The organism is Sphingomonas sabuli (genome assembly GCF_014352855.1).
Lineage (GTDB): Bacteria > Pseudomonadota > Alphaproteobacteria > Sphingomonadales > Sphingomonadaceae > Sphingomicrobium > Sphingomicrobium sabuli.
Genome location: NZ_CP060697.1, coordinates 2,484,741 through 2,500,514 on the forward strand (window position 1 = coordinate 2,484,741; position 15,774 = coordinate 2,500,514).

General features: G+C 66.7%; 14 protein-coding genes. 1 reads left to right on the plus strand and 13 read right to left on the minus strand.

The window, feature by feature from the left end; genetic code table 11:
• Nucleotides 1-2: 2 nt before the first annotated feature.
• From H8M03_RS12445 to H8M03_RS12485, 9 genes are all read right to left on the minus strand, one after another.
• Complete coding sequence (locus tag H8M03_RS12445) at nucleotides 3-1,532, minus strand: TadA family conjugal transfer-associated ATPase (protein ID WP_187479730.1); 1,530 nt, start codon at nucleotides 1,530-1,532, stop codon at nucleotides 3-5.
• A gap of 109 nt (nucleotides 1,533-1,641) precedes the next feature.
• Nucleotides 1,642-1,905: an ATP synthase F1 subunit epsilon gene (locus tag H8M03_RS12450; RefSeq protein ID WP_187479731.1), complete on the minus strand. Its 264-nt coding sequence runs from the start codon at nucleotides 1,903-1,905 to the stop codon at nucleotides 1,642-1,644.
• On the minus strand, nucleotides 1,905-2,090 hold the full coding sequence (locus tag H8M03_RS12455; protein ID WP_187479732.1) for a glutathione S-transferase: 186 nt from the start codon (nucleotides 2,088-2,090) through the stop codon (nucleotides 1,905-1,907). The genes H8M03_RS12450 and H8M03_RS12455 overlap by 1 nt, the downstream gene beginning before the upstream one ends.
• Before the next feature lie 4 nt (nucleotides 2,091-2,094).
• Nucleotides 2,095-3,609 carry a F0F1 ATP synthase subunit beta gene (atpD, locus tag H8M03_RS12460; RefSeq protein ID WP_246448922.1) on the minus strand — a complete coding sequence of 505 codons (1,515 nt, stop codon included), beginning with the start codon at nucleotides 3,607-3,609 and terminating at the stop codon, nucleotides 2,095-2,097.
• Nucleotides 3,610-3,634: 25 nt separating this feature from the next.
• Complete coding sequence (locus H8M03_RS12465) at nucleotides 3,635-4,522, minus strand: F0F1 ATP synthase subunit gamma (RefSeq protein WP_187479733.1); 888 nt, start codon at nucleotides 4,520-4,522, stop codon at nucleotides 3,635-3,637.
• A 1-nt stretch (nucleotide 4,523) separates the two neighbouring features.
• Nucleotides 4,524-6,053, minus strand: coding sequence for a F0F1 ATP synthase subunit alpha (gene atpA / locus H8M03_RS12470; protein WP_187479734.1), 1,530 nt, complete (start codon nucleotides 6,051-6,053; stop codon nucleotides 4,524-4,526).
• 10 nt (nucleotides 6,054-6,063) lie between these two features.
• On the minus strand, nucleotides 6,064-6,618 hold the full coding sequence (locus tag H8M03_RS12475) for a F0F1 ATP synthase subunit delta (protein ID WP_187479735.1): 555 nt from the start codon (nucleotides 6,616-6,618) through the stop codon (nucleotides 6,064-6,066).
• 136 nt (nucleotides 6,619-6,754) lie between these two features.
• Complete coding sequence (locus H8M03_RS12480; protein WP_246448925.1) at nucleotides 6,755-7,222, minus strand: GNAT family N-acetyltransferase; 468 nt, start codon at nucleotides 7,220-7,222, stop codon at nucleotides 6,755-6,757.
• The gene (locus H8M03_RS12485; protein WP_187479736.1) at nucleotides 7,219-8,097 is read right to left on the minus strand and encodes an endonuclease/exonuclease/phosphatase family protein; all 879 of its coding nucleotides are present in this window, start codon (nucleotides 8,095-8,097) and stop codon (nucleotides 7,219-7,221) included. The genes H8M03_RS12480 and H8M03_RS12485 overlap by 4 nt, the downstream gene beginning before the upstream one ends.
• A 44-nt stretch (nucleotides 8,098-8,141) precedes the next feature.
• Here H8M03_RS12485 and H8M03_RS12490 point away from each other — a divergent pair, with 44 nt between their 5' ends.
• Nucleotides 8,142-9,209, plus strand: a complete 1,068-nt coding sequence (locus H8M03_RS12490) for a bifunctional transcriptional activator/DNA repair enzyme AdaA (RefSeq protein WP_222931881.1) — start codon at nucleotides 8,142-8,144, stop codon at nucleotides 9,207-9,209.
• 3 nt (nucleotides 9,210-9,212) lie between these two features.
• Here H8M03_RS12490 and H8M03_RS12495 read toward each other — a convergent pair whose 3' ends face one another.
• The 4 genes from H8M03_RS12495 to H8M03_RS12510 all read right to left on the minus strand — a co-directional run bounded on the left by H8M03_RS12495 (nucleotide 9,213) and on the right by H8M03_RS12510 (nucleotide 15,701).
• Nucleotides 9,213-10,706: a hypothetical protein gene (locus H8M03_RS12495; RefSeq protein WP_187479738.1), complete on the minus strand. Its 1,494-nt coding sequence runs from the start codon at nucleotides 10,704-10,706 to the stop codon at nucleotides 9,213-9,215.
• Between the two features lie 107 nt (nucleotides 10,707-10,813).
• The gene (locus H8M03_RS12500) at nucleotides 10,814-12,352 is read right to left on the minus strand and encodes a hypothetical protein (protein WP_187479739.1); all 1,539 of its coding nucleotides are present in this window, start codon (nucleotides 12,350-12,352) and stop codon (nucleotides 10,814-10,816) included.
• 55 nt (nucleotides 12,353-12,407) lie between these two features.
• Nucleotides 12,408-14,576 (minus strand): primosomal protein N', encoded by a 2,169-nt coding sequence (locus tag H8M03_RS12505; protein WP_187479740.1) that lies wholly within the window; start codon nucleotides 14,574-14,576, stop codon nucleotides 12,408-12,410.
• A 39-nt stretch (nucleotides 14,577-14,615) separates the two neighbouring features.
• On the minus strand, nucleotides 14,616-15,701 hold the full coding sequence (locus H8M03_RS12510; protein ID WP_187479741.1) for a calcium:cation antiporter: 1,086 nt from the start codon (nucleotides 15,699-15,701) through the stop codon (nucleotides 14,616-14,618).
• Between the last annotated feature and the right edge of the window lie 73 nt (nucleotides 15,702-15,774).

Here is a 15,774-nt window from a genome sequence, read left to right on the forward strand (position 1 = left end):
CCTTACAGGCAGGCTTCCAGGTACGGTTGGTCGAAGCCGAACTGCTTGGCCTTCTCCAGCGTGTAGGGGCGCAGGCCCATAGAGCGATATTCGCCGACGATCTTTCCGTCCGCGCTTTCGTCGAGATATTCGAACTTGAACAATTCCTGCGTGACGATGACCTCGCCCTCCATCCCGATCACCTCGGTAATGTTGGTGGTGCGGCGCGACCCGTCGCGGAGGCGCTTCACCTGCACGATGAGGTCGACCGAGTCCGCGATCTGGCGGCTGATCGCCTCCTTCGGGATCTTGATGTCGCCCATCATGACCATGTTTTCCATACGTGCCAGGCATTCGCGCGGGCTGTTAGAGTGAAGCGTGGCCATCGAGCCGTCGTGGCCCGTGTTCATCGCCGCCAGGAGGTCGAAACACTCCTGGCCGCGAATTTCGCCGAGGATGATGCGGTCGGGACGCATACGCAGCGCGTTGATGACAAGGTCGCGAATGGTGATCGCGCCCTGGCCTTCAAGGTTCGGCGGACGGGTTTCGAGCGGCAGCCAATGCGGCTGCTGCAGGCGAAGTTCGGCCGCGTCTTCGATAGTGATGACGCGCTCGCCCGGGTCGATCATCTTCGACAAGGCGTTGAGCATGGTCGTCTTGCCCGAACCGGTACCGCCGGAAATGACCACGTTCATGCGGCTGGCGCCGGCGATCTTGAGCACCGTGCCCATCTTCTCGCTCATCGATCCGAAGCCGCGCATCATGTCGATGGTGATCGGCTTTTCGGAGAATTTACGAATCGAGATTGCGGTGCCGCGCAGCGACAGCGGCGGAATGATGACGTTGACGCGGCTGCCGTCCTGAAGGCGGGCGTCGGCCAGCGGCGTGGTCTGGTCGACGCGGCGGCCGACCTTGTTGACGATCCGCTGGGCGATCTGGAACAGATGCTCCTCGTCGCGGAACTGGATCTGCGCCAGTTCCAGCTTGCCCTTGCGTTCGATGAACGTCTGTTCGGGCCCGTTGACCATGATGTCGCTGACGTTGGGATCGGACAGCAATTCCTCGAGCGGCCCGAGACCCAGCAGTTCGTCGACCAGCACCTTTTCCAGTGCGAACTGTTCGCGGCGGTTCAGGGTGATTTTCAGTTCGGCGAGCACTTCGCCGATGATCGGGCGGAATTCCTCGGCCAGCTCGTCCTTGCTCAGCGTCGCCGCGGCTTCCGGGTCGACACGTTCGAGCAGGCGCGGAAGCACCTGTTCCTTGATCCGGTGGACGGAGGCTTCGAAGCCTTCCTGCTTGGAGCTGGCGGCTTCCCCGCTGGCGTTCTGGCGGCTGTTGAGCCGGTCCATCGCGCCGCCGGGCACGTGGACGGTCTCGCTGGCGCCGCCGTTGAGGTCTTCGAGCGGCGGAAACTGCTCGCCGCCTTCCTCGTCGGCATCGGCTTCGGGCGAATCGCTGCGCGCCCCGCCCGGCCCGCCCTTCATCGGTTTGGCGACGCCGAAGCTGGGGCGTTGACTGCCCGAGAGTCCGCCGCGTTTGCCGAATGCGTTCATTGCTACCCCGTCGACCTTCCGGAAATTCCGAAGGGACGGGATAGGGAAGAATGCTTTCCGAAAAGCTAACCGAGTTTGGAAAGCGGACCGAACCGCCGTCCGGGCGTGGTTACTCTCCGGCCTTTTCGGCGAGGATGGTCAGCCCGTTGGCGCCCATTTCCGCAAAGCCGCCGCTGACCGCAATGCGCTCCGGCTGGCCGCCGGCGGTGCGATAGACGGCGACTTCCTCATTGTCCTTGAGCACGGTCATGTAGGGCGCGTGGCCGGCCATGATGCCTTCCTGACCCTCGGTGCCCGCGACGACGACCATGTAGACGTCCTCGCTCATCACCTGCTTGTCAGGCGTGACGAGTTCGAAATGCAGGTCGGCCATCAGTCAGATCCCTCGATCGCGCCGTCGAAGGCGCGGGTGGCGGCCGCGAACTTGTCGCGGCAACCGGTGTTGCAGAAGCCGACCACCTGGCCGCGATAGCGGGCCAGGCTGTCGGCGCTGACGGGCTTCCCCGACCACGGACAGACGTCGTTGACGCAATCCTCAAGCCGGAGATTTTCCGTCAATTGCCTAGGCCTCCGACGCCATCTTCTCGGCCTTGGCGACCGCTTCCTCGATGCCGCCGACCATGTAGAAAGCGGATTCCGGAAGGTGATCGTATTCGCCGTTCACGACCGCCTTGAACGAAGCGACCGTGTCTTCGACCTGGACGAACTTGCCCGGGATGCCGGTGAACACTTCGGCGACGTGGAACGGCTGCGACAGGAAGCGCTGGATCTTGCGCGCGCGGCTGACGACCAGGCGATCTTCCTCGCTCAATTCGTCCATGCCGAGGATGGCGATGATGTCCTGCAGCGACTTGTACTTCTGCAGCGTCTCCTGGACGGCGCGGGCGGTCTCGTAATGCTCCTGGCCGACGACCGACGGGGTCAGCACGCGGCTGACGCTGTCGAGCGGATCGACGGCCGGGTAGATGCCCAGTTCCGAAATCGCGCGGGACAGCGTGGTCGTCGCGTCGAGATGGGCGAACGAGGTCGCCGGCGCGGGGTCGGTCAAGTCGTCGGCCGGCACGTAAATGGCCTGCACCGAGGTGATCGAGCCCTTGTTGGTCGAGGTGATGCGTTCCTGCAGCGCGCCCATGTCGGTCGACAGGGTCGGCTGGTAACCCACGGCCGAAGGAATACGGCCGAGCAGCGCCGACACTTCCGAACCCGCCTGGGTGAAGCGGAAGATGTTGTCGACGAAGAACAGCACGTCCTGGCCTTCGACGTCGCGGAAATATTCCGCCTGCGTCAGGCCCGACAGCGCGACGCGCGCGCGGGCGCCCGGCGGCTCGTTCATCTGGCCGAACACCAGCGCGACCTTGGAGCCTTCCGGCGTCGGATTGCCGTCGGCGTCCTTGGCGATGACCCCGGCGTCGAGGAATTCGTGATAGAGGTCGTTGCCCTCGCGGGTACGCTCGCCGACGCCAGCGAACACGCTGACGCCGCCGTGGCCCTTTGCGATGTTGTTGATCAGTTCCTGGATCAGCACGGTCTTGCCGACGCCGGCGCCGCCGAACAGGCCGATCTTGCCGCCCTTGGCGTAGGGGGCGAGGAGGTCGATGACCTTGATGCCGGTGACGAGGATGGCGGCTTCGGTCGACTGGTCGACGAAGGCCGGGGCCTCGGCATGGATCGGGGAGGACAGGTCGCTGCCGATCGGGCCGCGTTCGTCGATCGGCTCACCGATGACGTTCATGATCCGGCCGAGCGTCTTGGGGCCGACCGGCACTTCGATCTGCGAACCGGTGGCGCGCACGTCCTGGCCGCGGGTCAGGCCCTCGGTCGCGTCCATCGCGATGGTGCGGACGATGTTCTCGCCAAGGTGCTGCGCGACCTCGAGGACCAGGCGGTTGCCGTTATTGTCGGTTTCGAGCGCGCCGAGGATCGGCGGGAGCTCGCCTTCGAAGCTGACGTCGACGACGGCGCCGATGACCTGGGCGATCTTGCCGGTCAGGTTATGCGTCTGGACGGTCGCCTTGGGCGTATCGCCGGCGGGCGTTGCCTTCTTGGTGCGGGGCTTGCTGGGGGCGGCGGTGGCCATAGGTCAGTCGTCCTCTTTTCGAATCTTAAAGCGCTTCGGCGCCGGAGATGATCTCGACCAGCTCGGTCGTGATCGCCGCCTGGCGCGTGCGGTTGTACTGAATGGTGAGCCGGTTGATCATGTCGCCGGCGTTGCGGGTGGCGTTGTCCATCGCGGTCATCTGCGACCCGTAGAAACCGGCCTGGTTCTCGAGCAGCGCGCGATAGACCTGCACGGCGATGTTCTTGGGCAGAAGCGCCTTGAGGATTTCCTCCTCGTCCGGTTCATATTCGACCATCGCATTGGCCGACGCGGTCTTGCTGTCGCCGCCGTCCCTGGTCGGGCGAACCGGGATGATCTGCTCGACCACCGGTTCCTGGACCATGGTCGACCGGAAGTTCGCATAAGCGATGTGGGCGACGTCGAAGCGGCCGCTTTCGAACCGGTCGACGATGTCGTCGGCCACGGCCTGCGCCACCGCATAGGTCGGGTTCTTCATCTCGGTCGTGTCGTGCTGACCGGTGATCGCCTTGGGATAAACCCGCTGCAACACCGGACGGCCCTTGCGGCCGACGATGTAGAAATGGACGGTCTTGCCGGCCTTGACCAGTTCGTCCGCCTTGCGGCGAGCGGCGCGGACGATGTTCGAATTGAACGCGCCGGCCAGGCCGCGGTCGCTGGTGACGACGACGATCAGGTGGGTGTCGTCCTTGCCCGTGCCGGCCAGCAGCTTGGGGCTTTCGGGCCCGACTTCGATCCGGCTGGCAAGCGATTCGACGACCTCGCGGATCCGCTCCGAATAGGGGCGGGCCGCGGTGGCGTTCTGCTGGGCACGGCGAAGCTTTGCCGCCGCAACCATGTTGAGCGCCTTGGTAATCTTCTGCGTCGACTTCACCGAGCCGATGCGAAGCTTGAGGGCCTTCAGGCTCGCCATTTTATGCGAACTGCTTCCCGAACGTGGTCAGCGCGTCGTTGAGCTTCGCCGCGGTGTCGTCGTCGAGCGCCTTGGTGTCGCGGATCGTCTTCAGGACATCGCCATGCTCGGACCGCAGGAAGCTCAGCATTGCGGCTTCGTAGCGGGTCACCGAGTTCGTCTCGAAATCGTCGATGAAACCCTTGGTGCCGGCGTAGATGGACGCGACCTGCTCTTCGAGCGGCATCGGGCTGAACTGCGGCTGCTTGAGCAGCTCGGTCAGGCGCGCGCCGCGGGCGAGCAGCTTCTGGGTCGAGGCGTCGAGGTCCGAACCGAACTGCGCGAAGGCGGCCATCTCGCGGTATTGCGCGAGTTCCAGCTTGATCGAGCCGGCGACCTTTTTCATCGCTTTGGTCTGCGCGGCCGAACCGACGCGGCTGACCGACAGGCCGACGTTAATCGCCGGGCGGATGCCCTGGTAGAACAGGTCGGTTTCAAGGAAGATCTGGCCGTCGGTGATCGAGATCACGTTGGTCGGGATGTAGGCCGACACGTCGCCCGCCTGCGTTTCGATGATCGGCAGGGCGGTCAGCGACCCGGCGCCATTGTCCTCGTTCATCTTTGCAGCGCGCTCGAGCAGGCGGCTGTGCAGATAGAAGACGTCGCCCGGATAGGCTTCGCGGCCCGGCGGGCGGCGCAGCAGCAGCGACATCTGGCGATAGGCGACGGCCTGCTTGGACAAGTCGTCGTAAACGATCACGGCGTGCATGCCGTTGTCGCGGAAATATTCGCCCATGGCGCAGCCGGCGTAGGGCGCTAGGAACTGCAACGGGGCCGGCTCGGACGCGGTCGCGGCGACGACGATGGTATATTCCATCGCGCCGTTTTCCTCGAGCTGGCGGACGATCTGCGCAACGGTCGAGCGCTTCTGCCCGACGGCGACGTAGATGCAGTACAGCTTCTTGCTTTCGTCGTCGCCCGAATTGGCGTCCTTCTGGTTGATGAAGGCGTCCATGGCGACGGCGGTCTTGCCGGTCTGGCGGTCGCCGATGATCAGCTCGCGCTGACCACGGCCGATCGGCACCAGCGCGTCGAGCGCCTTGAGGCCGGTCTGCACCGGCTCGTGCACCGACTTGCGCGGGATGATGCCCGGCGCCTTCACTTCGACGCGGCGGCGTTCGGTATATTCGATCGGACCCTTGCCATCGATCGGGTTGCCGAGCGCGTCGACGACGCGGCCGAGCAAGCCCTTGCCGATCGGCACGTCGACGATGGTGCCGGTGCGCTTGGCGCTGGACCCTTCGCGGATTTCCTGGTCCGAGCCGAAGACCACGACGCCGACGTTGTCGGCTTCGAGGTTGAGTGCCATGCCCTTCACGCCGCTTTCGAACTCGACCATCTCGCCGGCCTGGACGTTGTCGAGGCCGTAGATGCGCGCGATACCGTCACCGACGGAAAGCACGGTGCCGACTTCGGCGACCTCTTCCTCGGCAGCGAAATTCGCGATCTGGTCGCGGATGACGCGGGAAATTTCAGCGGCGCGGATATCCATGTCTCTTGCCTTAGCCTTTCATCGCCTGGGCGAGTGCGTTGAGTTTGGTTTTCAGGGAGCTGTCGATCATCTGGCTGCCCATCTTGACGACGAGCCCGCCGAGAATCTCGGGGTCGGTGCGCGCGTCGATGGTGACGTCGCGGCCGGCGCGGGCTTTCAGCTGGGCCTTCAGCGCCGTGATCTGGTCGTCGCTCAGCGGGTGCGCCGAAACGACTTCCGCGGTGGTCTCGCCGCGATGGTCGGCGGCCAGGCGGCGGAACAGGCGAACGACCTGTGCCAGCTGGCCCTTTCGGCCGTTGCGCGCGAGCACCTGCAGGAAATTGCCGGTGATGGGGTCGAGCCCAAGCTGGCCGGCGATACCGCCAAACGCCTTGCCGGCGTCGTCGCGGTCGACCAGCGGCGACGCGACCAGCTGCGAGAACTCGCGCGAATCGGCCAGCGCCTGGTTCAGCGCATCGAGGCTGCGGCTGACGGCGTCGATCTGCTTCTGATCGCGCGCAAGATCGAACAGCGCGGACGCGTAGCGCCCTGCTAAGCTGGCCTGAATGCCGCCGGATGTCTCCACGCGCGAAAAGCTCCGAGTAGGAATATTGCCCCATGCAGACGGGGCGGCTCGTGCGGTTTTTACCGCCCACCCCCATGGGTTGGCGCGCCCGTAGCAGGGGGTTCCGGACGATGCAAGGCGGCGGGTGGCGGCGCTGTCAGATTTGGCGGGCGAAAAAGCGGGTGAAATCCGTGTCCTTATATCCGCCGAACGGGCCGCAACGGACGAAGCCGTTGCGCTCGTACAAGCGCAAGGCCGCCGCGAACGGCTCGGTCGAGCCGGTTTCGAGGCTCAGCCGCGTGTAGCCGCGCCCGCGCGCCTCTTCGATAATATGGTCGAGCATCGCCCGGCCGGCGCCCATGCCGAGCGATTCCGGCGCGGTGCGCATCGACTTCACTTCACCATGCCGCGGATCGAGTTGCTTGAGCGCGCCGACGGCGAGCAAGCGGCTGTCCTCGCGCAACGACCAGAAGCTGACGGCGGGATCGCGCAAGCCCGCGGCGGGCAGGACGTGGCAGGCCTCGGGCGGGGACGATCCGCGCATCTGTTCGAAATGAAAGGCAAGCAACGCCTGCACGTCCTCATCGTCGAGGCCGCCGTCGTGGATCGTCCAGCCCGCCTTCACCGGCAGTCGCCAAGGTCGGCAACGACCGCGAAATGGTCGGACGCGGCGCGGCCCTGTTGGCCGGTCCAAGCCAGCACCGCGTGACTGTCGACCGCCAGTGCGGGGTCGGCCAGGACATAGTCGATCCGCCGTGCGTCCCCGGGCTTGCGGTCGAAGCCCGTGAAGGTTTCGTCCGGCCCCACCCGCCGCGCCGCGGCGGCGTACGAATCCCGCAGCATCAGCGGTGGTCCGGCCAGCAACTGCACCGGCGGCGACCCGGGCTCGGCGTTGAAATCGCCGGTGACGACGATGCGCTCGCCGGGCAGCCGGTGCTTCGCCGCGAATTGGGCGATCATCCGGGCGCCCTCGCGCCGCGCGTTCGCGCCTTCATTGTCGAGATGGGTGTTGATGGCGAGGATGCGGTGCCCGCCCGCGCGCCGGACGAGGTGCGCCCAGGTCGCGACGCGCGAATAGGCCGCGTCCCAGCCGCGCGACGGCGCAGCGGGCGTGGGCGAAAGCCAGAAGGTCCCGCTGTCGCCGACGTCGAAGGTACGGCGGTCGACCATCAGCGCCGAATATTCGCCCTTGGATACACCGTCGTCGCGCGGCTGGCCGATGAAGGCATGGTCCGGGAAGGCGCGTTCAAGATCGGCTTTCTGCCCCGGCACCACCTCCTGCAGGCCAAGGATGTCGGGCCGGGCGAGGGCGATGTGTCCGACCACCTGGTCGCGGCGTTCGCTCCACCGGTTGATGCCGTCGGATTCCAGGTCGAGCCGGATGTTGAAGGCCATCACCCGCAGCGGCGCGCACTGCCGGGCGGGCGGCGCCGCGGCGATCAGCGCGAGGCTGAGCAGCGATAGCGCGGCGCGAAGGAATCTGCTTTGAACGCAAGCCATCGGAAGCGCGGCGTACCAAGCCCTGCGATGACAGGTCCATGCTGATGTCAAAATTTAACTCGGCGGAGACGGTCGGCCCGGACGCGGCGTGGGCGGCGTTCGAGCGTCGCGACCGCGCCTTCGACGGGCGGGTCATCGGGGCTGTGTCCACCACCGGCATTTACTGCAAGCCAAGCTGCCCCGCGCGGCGGCCCAGGCGCGAACATGTCGAGTTTTTCGCGACGCCGGATGAGGCTCGAGCCGCCGGCTATCGGGCCTGCCTGCGCTGCCGGCCGGACGAGGTCGGCCGCGACACGGCCGCGGTGGCCCGGGCCATCGCGCTGATCGAGGCGGCGGACGTGCCACCGACGCTGGAGCAGCTGGGCCGGGCGGTCGATTATGCGCCGCACCACTTCCAGCGCGTATTCAAGCGCCAGATGGGCCTGTCCCCGGCCGATTACGCCCGCGCGGTCCGGGCGCAGCGGACCGAACGGCAGCTCGACCGCAGCGACAGCATCACGGGCGCGATCTACGACGCGGGCTATGCGGCGCCCAGCGGCTTTTACGACGACGCGAAGGAAAGGCTTGGCATGACTCCATCGGCATGGCGCGACGGCGGGCGCGGCGAGACAATCCGTTACGTCGTCACCGACAGCCCGCTCGGCCCGCTGCTGGTCGCGGCCACGCCCAAGGGCATCTGCCGCCTGACCTTCAAGGAGGATGTGAACGCGCTCCACCGCCGATTCCCCAACGCCGACATCCGCCCCGACGACGGGACGATGCGGGCCTGGGTGGACGCGGTGCTGACCGCGATCCGAACGCCGTCAGAGGCGCCGGAAGTGCCGGTCGACGTCCGCGGCACCGCCTTTCAGGAAGCGGTGTGGAAGGAATTGCGCAAGATTCCGCTGGGCCAGACGCGCAGCTACGCCGATATCGCCGCGGCGGTGGGCAAGCCCGGCGCGGTCCGCGCCGTCGGCACCGCCAACGGGTCGAACCCGGTATCGGTGTTGGTGCCCTGCCATCGCGTCATCCGCTCCGACGGCACGCTCGGCGGCTATGGCGGCGGGCTCGACAACAAGAAGCTCTTGCTCGCCGCCGAAGGCATCACACCCGAACTGCCCTTCGACGGCTGAGGGTCAGTCGAGCGCGTCGAGCGCCGCCTTGCCGTTGTTCGCGGCCAGCGCCGTCATTGCCAGCCGCGCCTTGTCGCGCATCGATCCGCCATGCGGGCTGTAGGCGATCGGCCCGAGCAGCTTGCGCGCTTCGGCCAGTTTCTCTTCCTGGATCAGCAGGAAGACCGCCGACAGCCGCAAGCCGGGATCCTGGGGCGCAAGCACCTGGGCGTATAGCATCCCGTCGATCGCATTCCTGGTCGGCGCCTGGCCCGCGCGCGGGAAGCTTTCGTAGAACAGCCGGAGCGGCTCCGCGGCTTCCGGATCGATCTTATTGGCCTTGAGCAGCGCGTTGCGAATGCCGGTCCAGTCGCGCGGCTTGCCGGCGACATCGCGCTCCATTTCAGCACGCGCCCGGTACATGTAGCCCAAATAGGAATTCGGATCGGCGGCGATGGCGCGCTCAGCGGCCGCGGCTGCCTCGGCGTAATTGCCGGCGTCGATCTCGGCCTCGGCCAGCGCGACCTGAACGGCCGGGTCGCTGGCAAAGCCCGAACCGGCCTTGCGCGCCATGATCAGGACCTGCTGCGCCGTCTTTGAATCGACTCCGCGCGCCGACCGGATCATCGCCGGCATCATTGCCGCCTGGCCAGGCGTGAGCGGGCGCATGACGGGTTGGTCGACCGCCACCGGGGCGCCGGAAACTGTCACATAATCGAAGCGGTTGCGCCTGAGGTAGCGGTCAAGTTCGCGGTCAAGCTGCGCGAGGTCCCCGAACGCGGCCCGCGCCGCGGCCAGCGGTTCCTGCCCGTTCATGATGCCATGAACATATTTGGTCACCTGACCCTTGCGGGCCGGATCGAAAGCCAGAAAATGAGTCAGCGCCCAACCGCGACTGTAGAAGCGCTCTTCATCCTCGACCGTCCGCTGCTTGAACGTCGCGCCAAGCAATTCTTCGATCGGAGGCTTCTGCAGGTTGAACAACCCGACCACGCGATGATTGGCCGGCCGGCCAAGCTGGACCGAACCGTCCTTGGTAATTTCCGCGGTGCTGAAAAATTCCGCGAAACCTTCGACGAACCAGGGCGGGAACGGCGCGTCGCTGTTCTGCAGCATCAGATGATGCGCATATTCATGGAAGAAGACGACGTCGGCCATGTCGTCGCGGCCGGCTGTTCGCTTCGGGACGAACGCGACCGATCCGGACGCGCGCGGAATGTAGAAGCCGACGGTGGTCGACGATTTATCGGCGGCCAGCCGCGCGACGTCGTCAGCGTCGTCGAGGAAGAAGATCGTGACCTTGCCCGAATTGCCGACCGGCGGATCGGGCATGTCGCGCACCGCCCGGACGGCGCCGTCGAATTTCTCGAGCCGCGCGGCGAAGGATTCGAGGTCGCGCGGACGCTGATCGGAATAGATCAGGAAATGCGGCGTGCTGGCTTGATACCATTGCGCGGCCGCGGCCGGCACCGATGCAGCCGCGCTTGCCAGCACGGCCAGGATGAAACGCACGTTCACGGGGGCCCCTTTTGCCCGAGCCTGCGCACGCTAAACCAGCGGCGGCCGGCGCGTCTACAGCCGATGCTGTGTGGCCGTTCTGCAAGGCTCCGCCTCACGCCATCCGCTCATTCGTCCTCGAAGCCCTTGTTGGCCACATCCCATTTGGCCTTGGCGTCGGCGGCGTCCTTGCGAATGACCGCATCGTAGAGCGCCCGGACTTTGTCGTACCACTTGCTCTGGTGCGGACTCAGCGCGAGGCTGGACAATAGCTTGCCGGCGACGTCGAAGTTTTTCGTTTCGATGAAGCGGCCGGCCGCCTCCATGCGCAGCTTGGTGTCGCTGGGCGCCAGGGCGACGGCGTATTCCAGGCCGTCCAGCGCATTGCGGGTCGGCGCTTTCCCCTCGTTGATGAAGGTTTGATAAAACAGCACCAGCGGTTCGGCATTTTCCGGGTCGATCCGGTTGGCGTTGCCGACGATCGCCCGGATCGCGTTCCAGTCGGTGGTGCGCGGCGATTTCTTCCCGACGACCATCATTGCCCGGGCCTTGGCGAGCATTGCCTGGTCGTTTCGGGGATTGAGCGCGAGCGCGCGGTCCGCGGCGGCGATCGCGGCTTGCGGGTCGTCGGCCTCCAGTTGAATCTGCGCGTCGATCAGCTGCACGGCCACTTCGTCCGGGTTGATCGTGGCCAGCCGCGACGCCTTGCGCGCCATTTCCCGGGCGAACCGCGGCTTGCCGCGGGCCAGCGCCATGCGCACGTCCATCAGCTGCGCTTCACCGGCGCCGAGCGGTCGCACGGTGACAGGCGGGACCGTGAGCTTGGCCGCCGGGATGGTGGTGACGGTGAAGACGTCCTTGCGGAAGTAATTCCACAATTCCCGGTCGAGCGCCTTGAGATCGCCGAACGCCTGTTCCGCCGCCTTGCCCGCCGGAACGCCGGCTTCGATCTTGTCGATATAAGCGGACAGCTGGCCGCGACGGCTGAGGTCGAAGCTGAGCAGGTGGGTGAGCAGCCAGCCGTAGCCGTAAATGGACACCCATTCGGTCGAAGTGATTGAGCGGTAATCGCCGCTCAGCATCTCGCGCAGCGGCAGCTTGCCCGGGCGGTAGATGTCGCCGGCGCGATAGACCGGCGGCGCGCCGATGACGACGCTGCCATCCTTGTTGAATTTCGGGTTGGCGAAAAATTCGGCGAATCCTTCCGTCAGCCATGTGGGCAACGGACGGTCATTGTTCTGCAGTTGCAGGTGATGCGTGTATTCGTGGAAGAAGATGCTTTCCGCGCTGAGCGACCATTTGCCCTGGTCGGTTTCGCCTTCGCGCGGGATGAACGCGACCGAGCCGCTGGCTTTTGGAATGTAAAAGCCGGCGACGCCGCTGTCTTCCCACACCCGCCCGGCATAGATCTTCTTGATGTCGTCTATATCGTCGACAAGGTACAAGGTGACGCGGGTGGCGGCGCCGGGCGCGACATCCGGCACGCCGCGAGCTTCGCGGACAGCCGCGTCGAACCGCTCCAGCTTGGCCGCATAGTCGCGCAGCTCGTCCGCATCCTCGTCGGCATAGACGGTGAAATGCTTGCTCCGCGCTTCATGCCATCTGGCGGCGGCGGGCGAACAGGTTGCCGCCAGCAAGGCGGCGGCGAGACAAATACGCAGTTTCACGACAAACCCCCATTCCCCGAGCAGGACGAGGCTAACCGACTGAACGAGCTGGCGTCTAGAGAAAGCTGTAGGGGTCGACGTCGACGCTGACCCGCACCTTCGGACCCCATTCGACGCCCCCCAGCCAGTCGCGGATAACGTCCTGCACGTCGAGCGCGCGGGCGGCATGGACCAGGATGCGCTGGCGATGGCGGCCGCGCAGCATCGCCAGCGGCGCCGGGGCCGGGCCGAACACCGCCATGTCCTCGACCTTGGGCGCGGCATTGCCGATGCGACGGGCGGTGCCTTCGGCCTCGCCCTGGTCTTCCGACGACACGACGATCGCGGCCAGCCGGCCGAACGGCGGCATCGCGGCATCGCGCCGGGCCTCGGTCTCGGCGCTGTAGAAACCGGCCACGTCGCCGCGCACCAGGGCCGCTATGACCGGCGCTTCCGGATCGTGGCTTTGCACCAGCACGCGGCCGGGCTTGTCGCCGCGGCCGGCGCGGCCGGCGACCTGGCTGATCTGCTGGAAACTGCGCTCCGCCGCGCGCAGGTCGCCGCCCTGCAGCCCAAGGTCGGCGTCGACCACGCCGACCAGCGTCAGGTTGGGAAAATGATAGCCCTTGGTCACCAGTTGCGTGCCGACGACGATGTCGATCGCGCCTGCCTCCATCTCTTCGACGAACTGGGCGGCGCGGGCGGGCGACCAGATGGTATCGCTGGTGACGATGGCGGTGCGCGCGTCGGGAAACAGCTCGGCGACCTCGTCGGCGATCCGCTCCACCCCGGGACCGCAGGCGACCAGGCTGTCCTCCTCGCCGCATTCGGGACACGCCTTGGGCGGCGGCATGACATGGCCGCAATGGTGGCAGGCGAGCCGGTGCATCAACCGGTGCTCGACCATCCAGGCGGTGCAGTTGGGACATTGAAACCGGTGGCCGCAATGCCGGCACAGGGTCAGCGGCGCGAAGCCGCGGCGGTTGAGGAACAGCAGCGATTGCTCGCCCGCCGCCAGATTGGCCTCGATCTCCGCGACCAGCGACGGCGCCAGCCAGCGCCCGCGCGGCGGCATGTCCTGGGTCATGTCGACGGCGCGGATTTCGGGCAGTTCGGCCCCGGCAAAACGACTGGGCAGCACGACCTCGCGATAGCGGCCAAGCTCGACCATCTGCTTGCTTTCGATGGCGGGCGTGGCGGACGACAGGATCACCGGAATGTCCTCGAACATCGCGCGCATCACCGCGGTGTCGCGGGCGTGATACTGGACCCCGTCTTCCTGCTTGAAACTGGGTTCATGCGCTTCGTCGACGACGATCAGGCCCAGCGCGGGGTAGGGCAGGAACAGCGCCGAACGGGCGCCGACCACGACCTGCGCCTCGCCGCTGGCGATGCCGCGCCAGGCGCGCCGCCGTTCCGATGAGCGAAGCCCGGAATGCCACGCCACCGGCGGGCAGCCGAAGCGCGCCTCGAACCGCTTCAGGAAAGGCTCGGTCAATGCGATTTCGGGGAGCAAAACCAGCGCTTGCCGCCCGGCACGAAGGGCCGCGGCAATGGCTTCGAAATAGACTTCCGTCTTGCCCGATCCGGTCACCCCGTCGAGCAAGACCGGATCGAAACCATCGGCGATGCCGCCCGCCAGCGATGCCGCGGCGTCGACCTGGTCACTGTTCAGTGCCGGCGGCGCGAAGTCCGGATCAGGGACCGGCAGCGGGCGGTCCGCATCCACCTGCACGGCTTCCAGCGCGCCGGCGTTGACGAGTCCGCGCAGCACCGCGTCGCTCACCTCGGCGATGTCGGCCAGTTCGCGGATCGTGCCTTGCCGGCCGGCCAGCCGCTCCAAAGCCCGCTCGCGTTGCGGGGTCAGGCGCGGCGGGACGGCGCCGGTCGGCCGATATTCGGTCAGTTGCCGCGGCCCGTCGAGCGCCGCGCTGGACGGCAGCACCATGCGCAATACGGACGCCAGCGGCGCGAGATAATAATCGGCGGTCCATTCGCACAATCGCCGCAGCGGCGCGGCGATCGGCGGTACGTCGAGCAGGCCGGCCAGCGGCCGCAGCCGGTTGTCGCCAACTTCCTCGCTCGGCAGCCGCTCCGCCTCCCACGCGACGCCGAGCATCTGGCGCGGGCCGAGCGGCGCGACGACGACACTGCCCGGCTCGACCGCCATGCCGTCGGGCACGCGGTAATCGAGCGGGCCCAGCGCGGCGTTGAGGGTGACTATTCGGGCGCGGGGAAGGGCCATTGCGGGGTCATTGGAAGGGGCCGCGGCGCGGCGCAACCGTCAAGGCGCGATGTTGGTCAGGATGAACGCGCCGAAGATGACCAAATGGACGGCGCCGTGCAGGACGGTTGTGCGGCCGCGGGCGATCGACAGCGAGGCGATGAAGAGGGTCAGTGCGAGCAGCGCCATTGACGACGGCCGCAGGCCAAGCGCAAGCGGCAGGTCGAGGATGAAGCTGGCGACGGTCACGGCAGGAATGGTCAGGCCGATGGTCGCCAGCGCCGAACCAAGCGCGAGGTTGAGGCTGGTCTGCAACTGCCCGGCGCGCGCGGCGCGGACCGCGGCGACGCTTTCAGGCAGCAGGACAATGCCGGCGATGGCCACGCCGACCATCGCCAGCGGCAGGCCGGCGGCGGCCACCGCGTCCTCCAGCGGATTGGACAGCGACTTCGCCATCAGCACGACCGCCACCAGGCTGACGCACAGCAAGGCGAAGGACTGCCACGCCTGCCGGACGCTGGGCCGGGGCGCCTCGTCTCGGTGCAGCTCGCGCATTTCCGCCGACGGCAGGAAATAGGCGCGGTGGCGGATGGTCTGGACGAAAACAAAGGTCAGGTAGAGCACCAGCGAACAGACCGCGACGAAGCCCAGCTGAAGCGGCGAATAGACCGGCCCCGGCACCGTCGAGGTGAAGTTGGGCAGGATCAGCGTCAGCACGATCAAGGTCGCCAGCGTGCTCAGCGCCGCGGTTACCCCGGTGCGGGTGAAGCGCTGCTCGCCCAGGCGAAAGCCGCCGACCAGCAGGCACAGGCCAAGCAGGAAGTTGAGGATAATCATCGCCGCGGCGAACACCGTGTCGCGAGCCAGCGAACTGGTCGTTTCCGGATTGGCCAGCATCAGCGAAAGGATCAGCCCGACCTCGATGACCGTCACGGCGACGGCCAAGACCAGCGTGCCGAACGGCTCGCCGATGCGATGCGCCACCGTCTCCGCGTGGTGGACGGCGGCCAGCACGACCGCGACCAGCACAACGCCGGTGATCGCCGGGCCGGTCCCGACAGCAATCGCCAGCCAAGCCAGAACGGGCGCAAGCCAGGTTCCGGCGGCGAGGAGGCGCGAAGGCAAAGTGGTCGGCGCTGCGGTCATGCTGCCCATGTGGGCAAGCAAGGCCGCAACGTCGACCCCAAGTGGAAGTTGATGCCTTCCGGCAGCTTGGCGA

Excerpts from the sequence above, each read along its gene's own strand:
- H8M03_RS12445 (WP_187479730.1), bottom strand. The coding sequence starts at position 1,532 with ATGAACGCATTCGGCAAACGCGGCGGACTCTCGGGCAGTCAACGCCCC.
- H8M03_RS12450 (WP_187479731.1), bottom strand. The coding sequence starts at position 1,905 with ATGGCCGACCTGCATTTCGAACTCGTCACGCCTGACAAGCAGGTGATG.
- atpD (WP_246448922.1), bottom strand. The coding sequence starts at position 3,609 with ATGGCCACCGCCGCCCCCAGCAAGCCCCGCACCAAGAAGGCAACGCCC.
- H8M03_RS12465 (WP_187479733.1), bottom strand. The coding sequence starts at position 4,522 with ATGGCGAGCCTGAAGGCCCTCAAGCTTCGCATCGGCTCGGTGAAGTCG.
- atpA (WP_187479734.1), bottom strand. The coding sequence starts at position 6,053 with ATGGATATCCGCGCCGCTGAAATTTCCCGCGTCATCCGCGACCAGATC.
- H8M03_RS12485 (WP_187479736.1), bottom strand. The coding sequence starts at position 8,097 with ATGGCTTGCGTTCAAAGCAGATTCCTTCGCGCCGCGCTATCGCTGCTC.
- H8M03_RS12490 (WP_222931881.1), top strand. The coding sequence starts at position 8,142 with ATGTCAAAATTTAACTCGGCGGAGACGGTCGGCCCGGACGCGGCGTGG.
- H8M03_RS12505 (WP_187479740.1), bottom strand. The coding sequence starts at position 14,576 with ATGGCCCTTCCCCGCGCCCGAATAGTCACCCTCAACGCCGCGCTGGGC.
- H8M03_RS12510 (WP_187479741.1), bottom strand. The coding sequence starts at position 15,701 with ATGACCGCAGCGCCGACCACTTTGCCTTCGCGCCTCCTCGCCGCCGGA.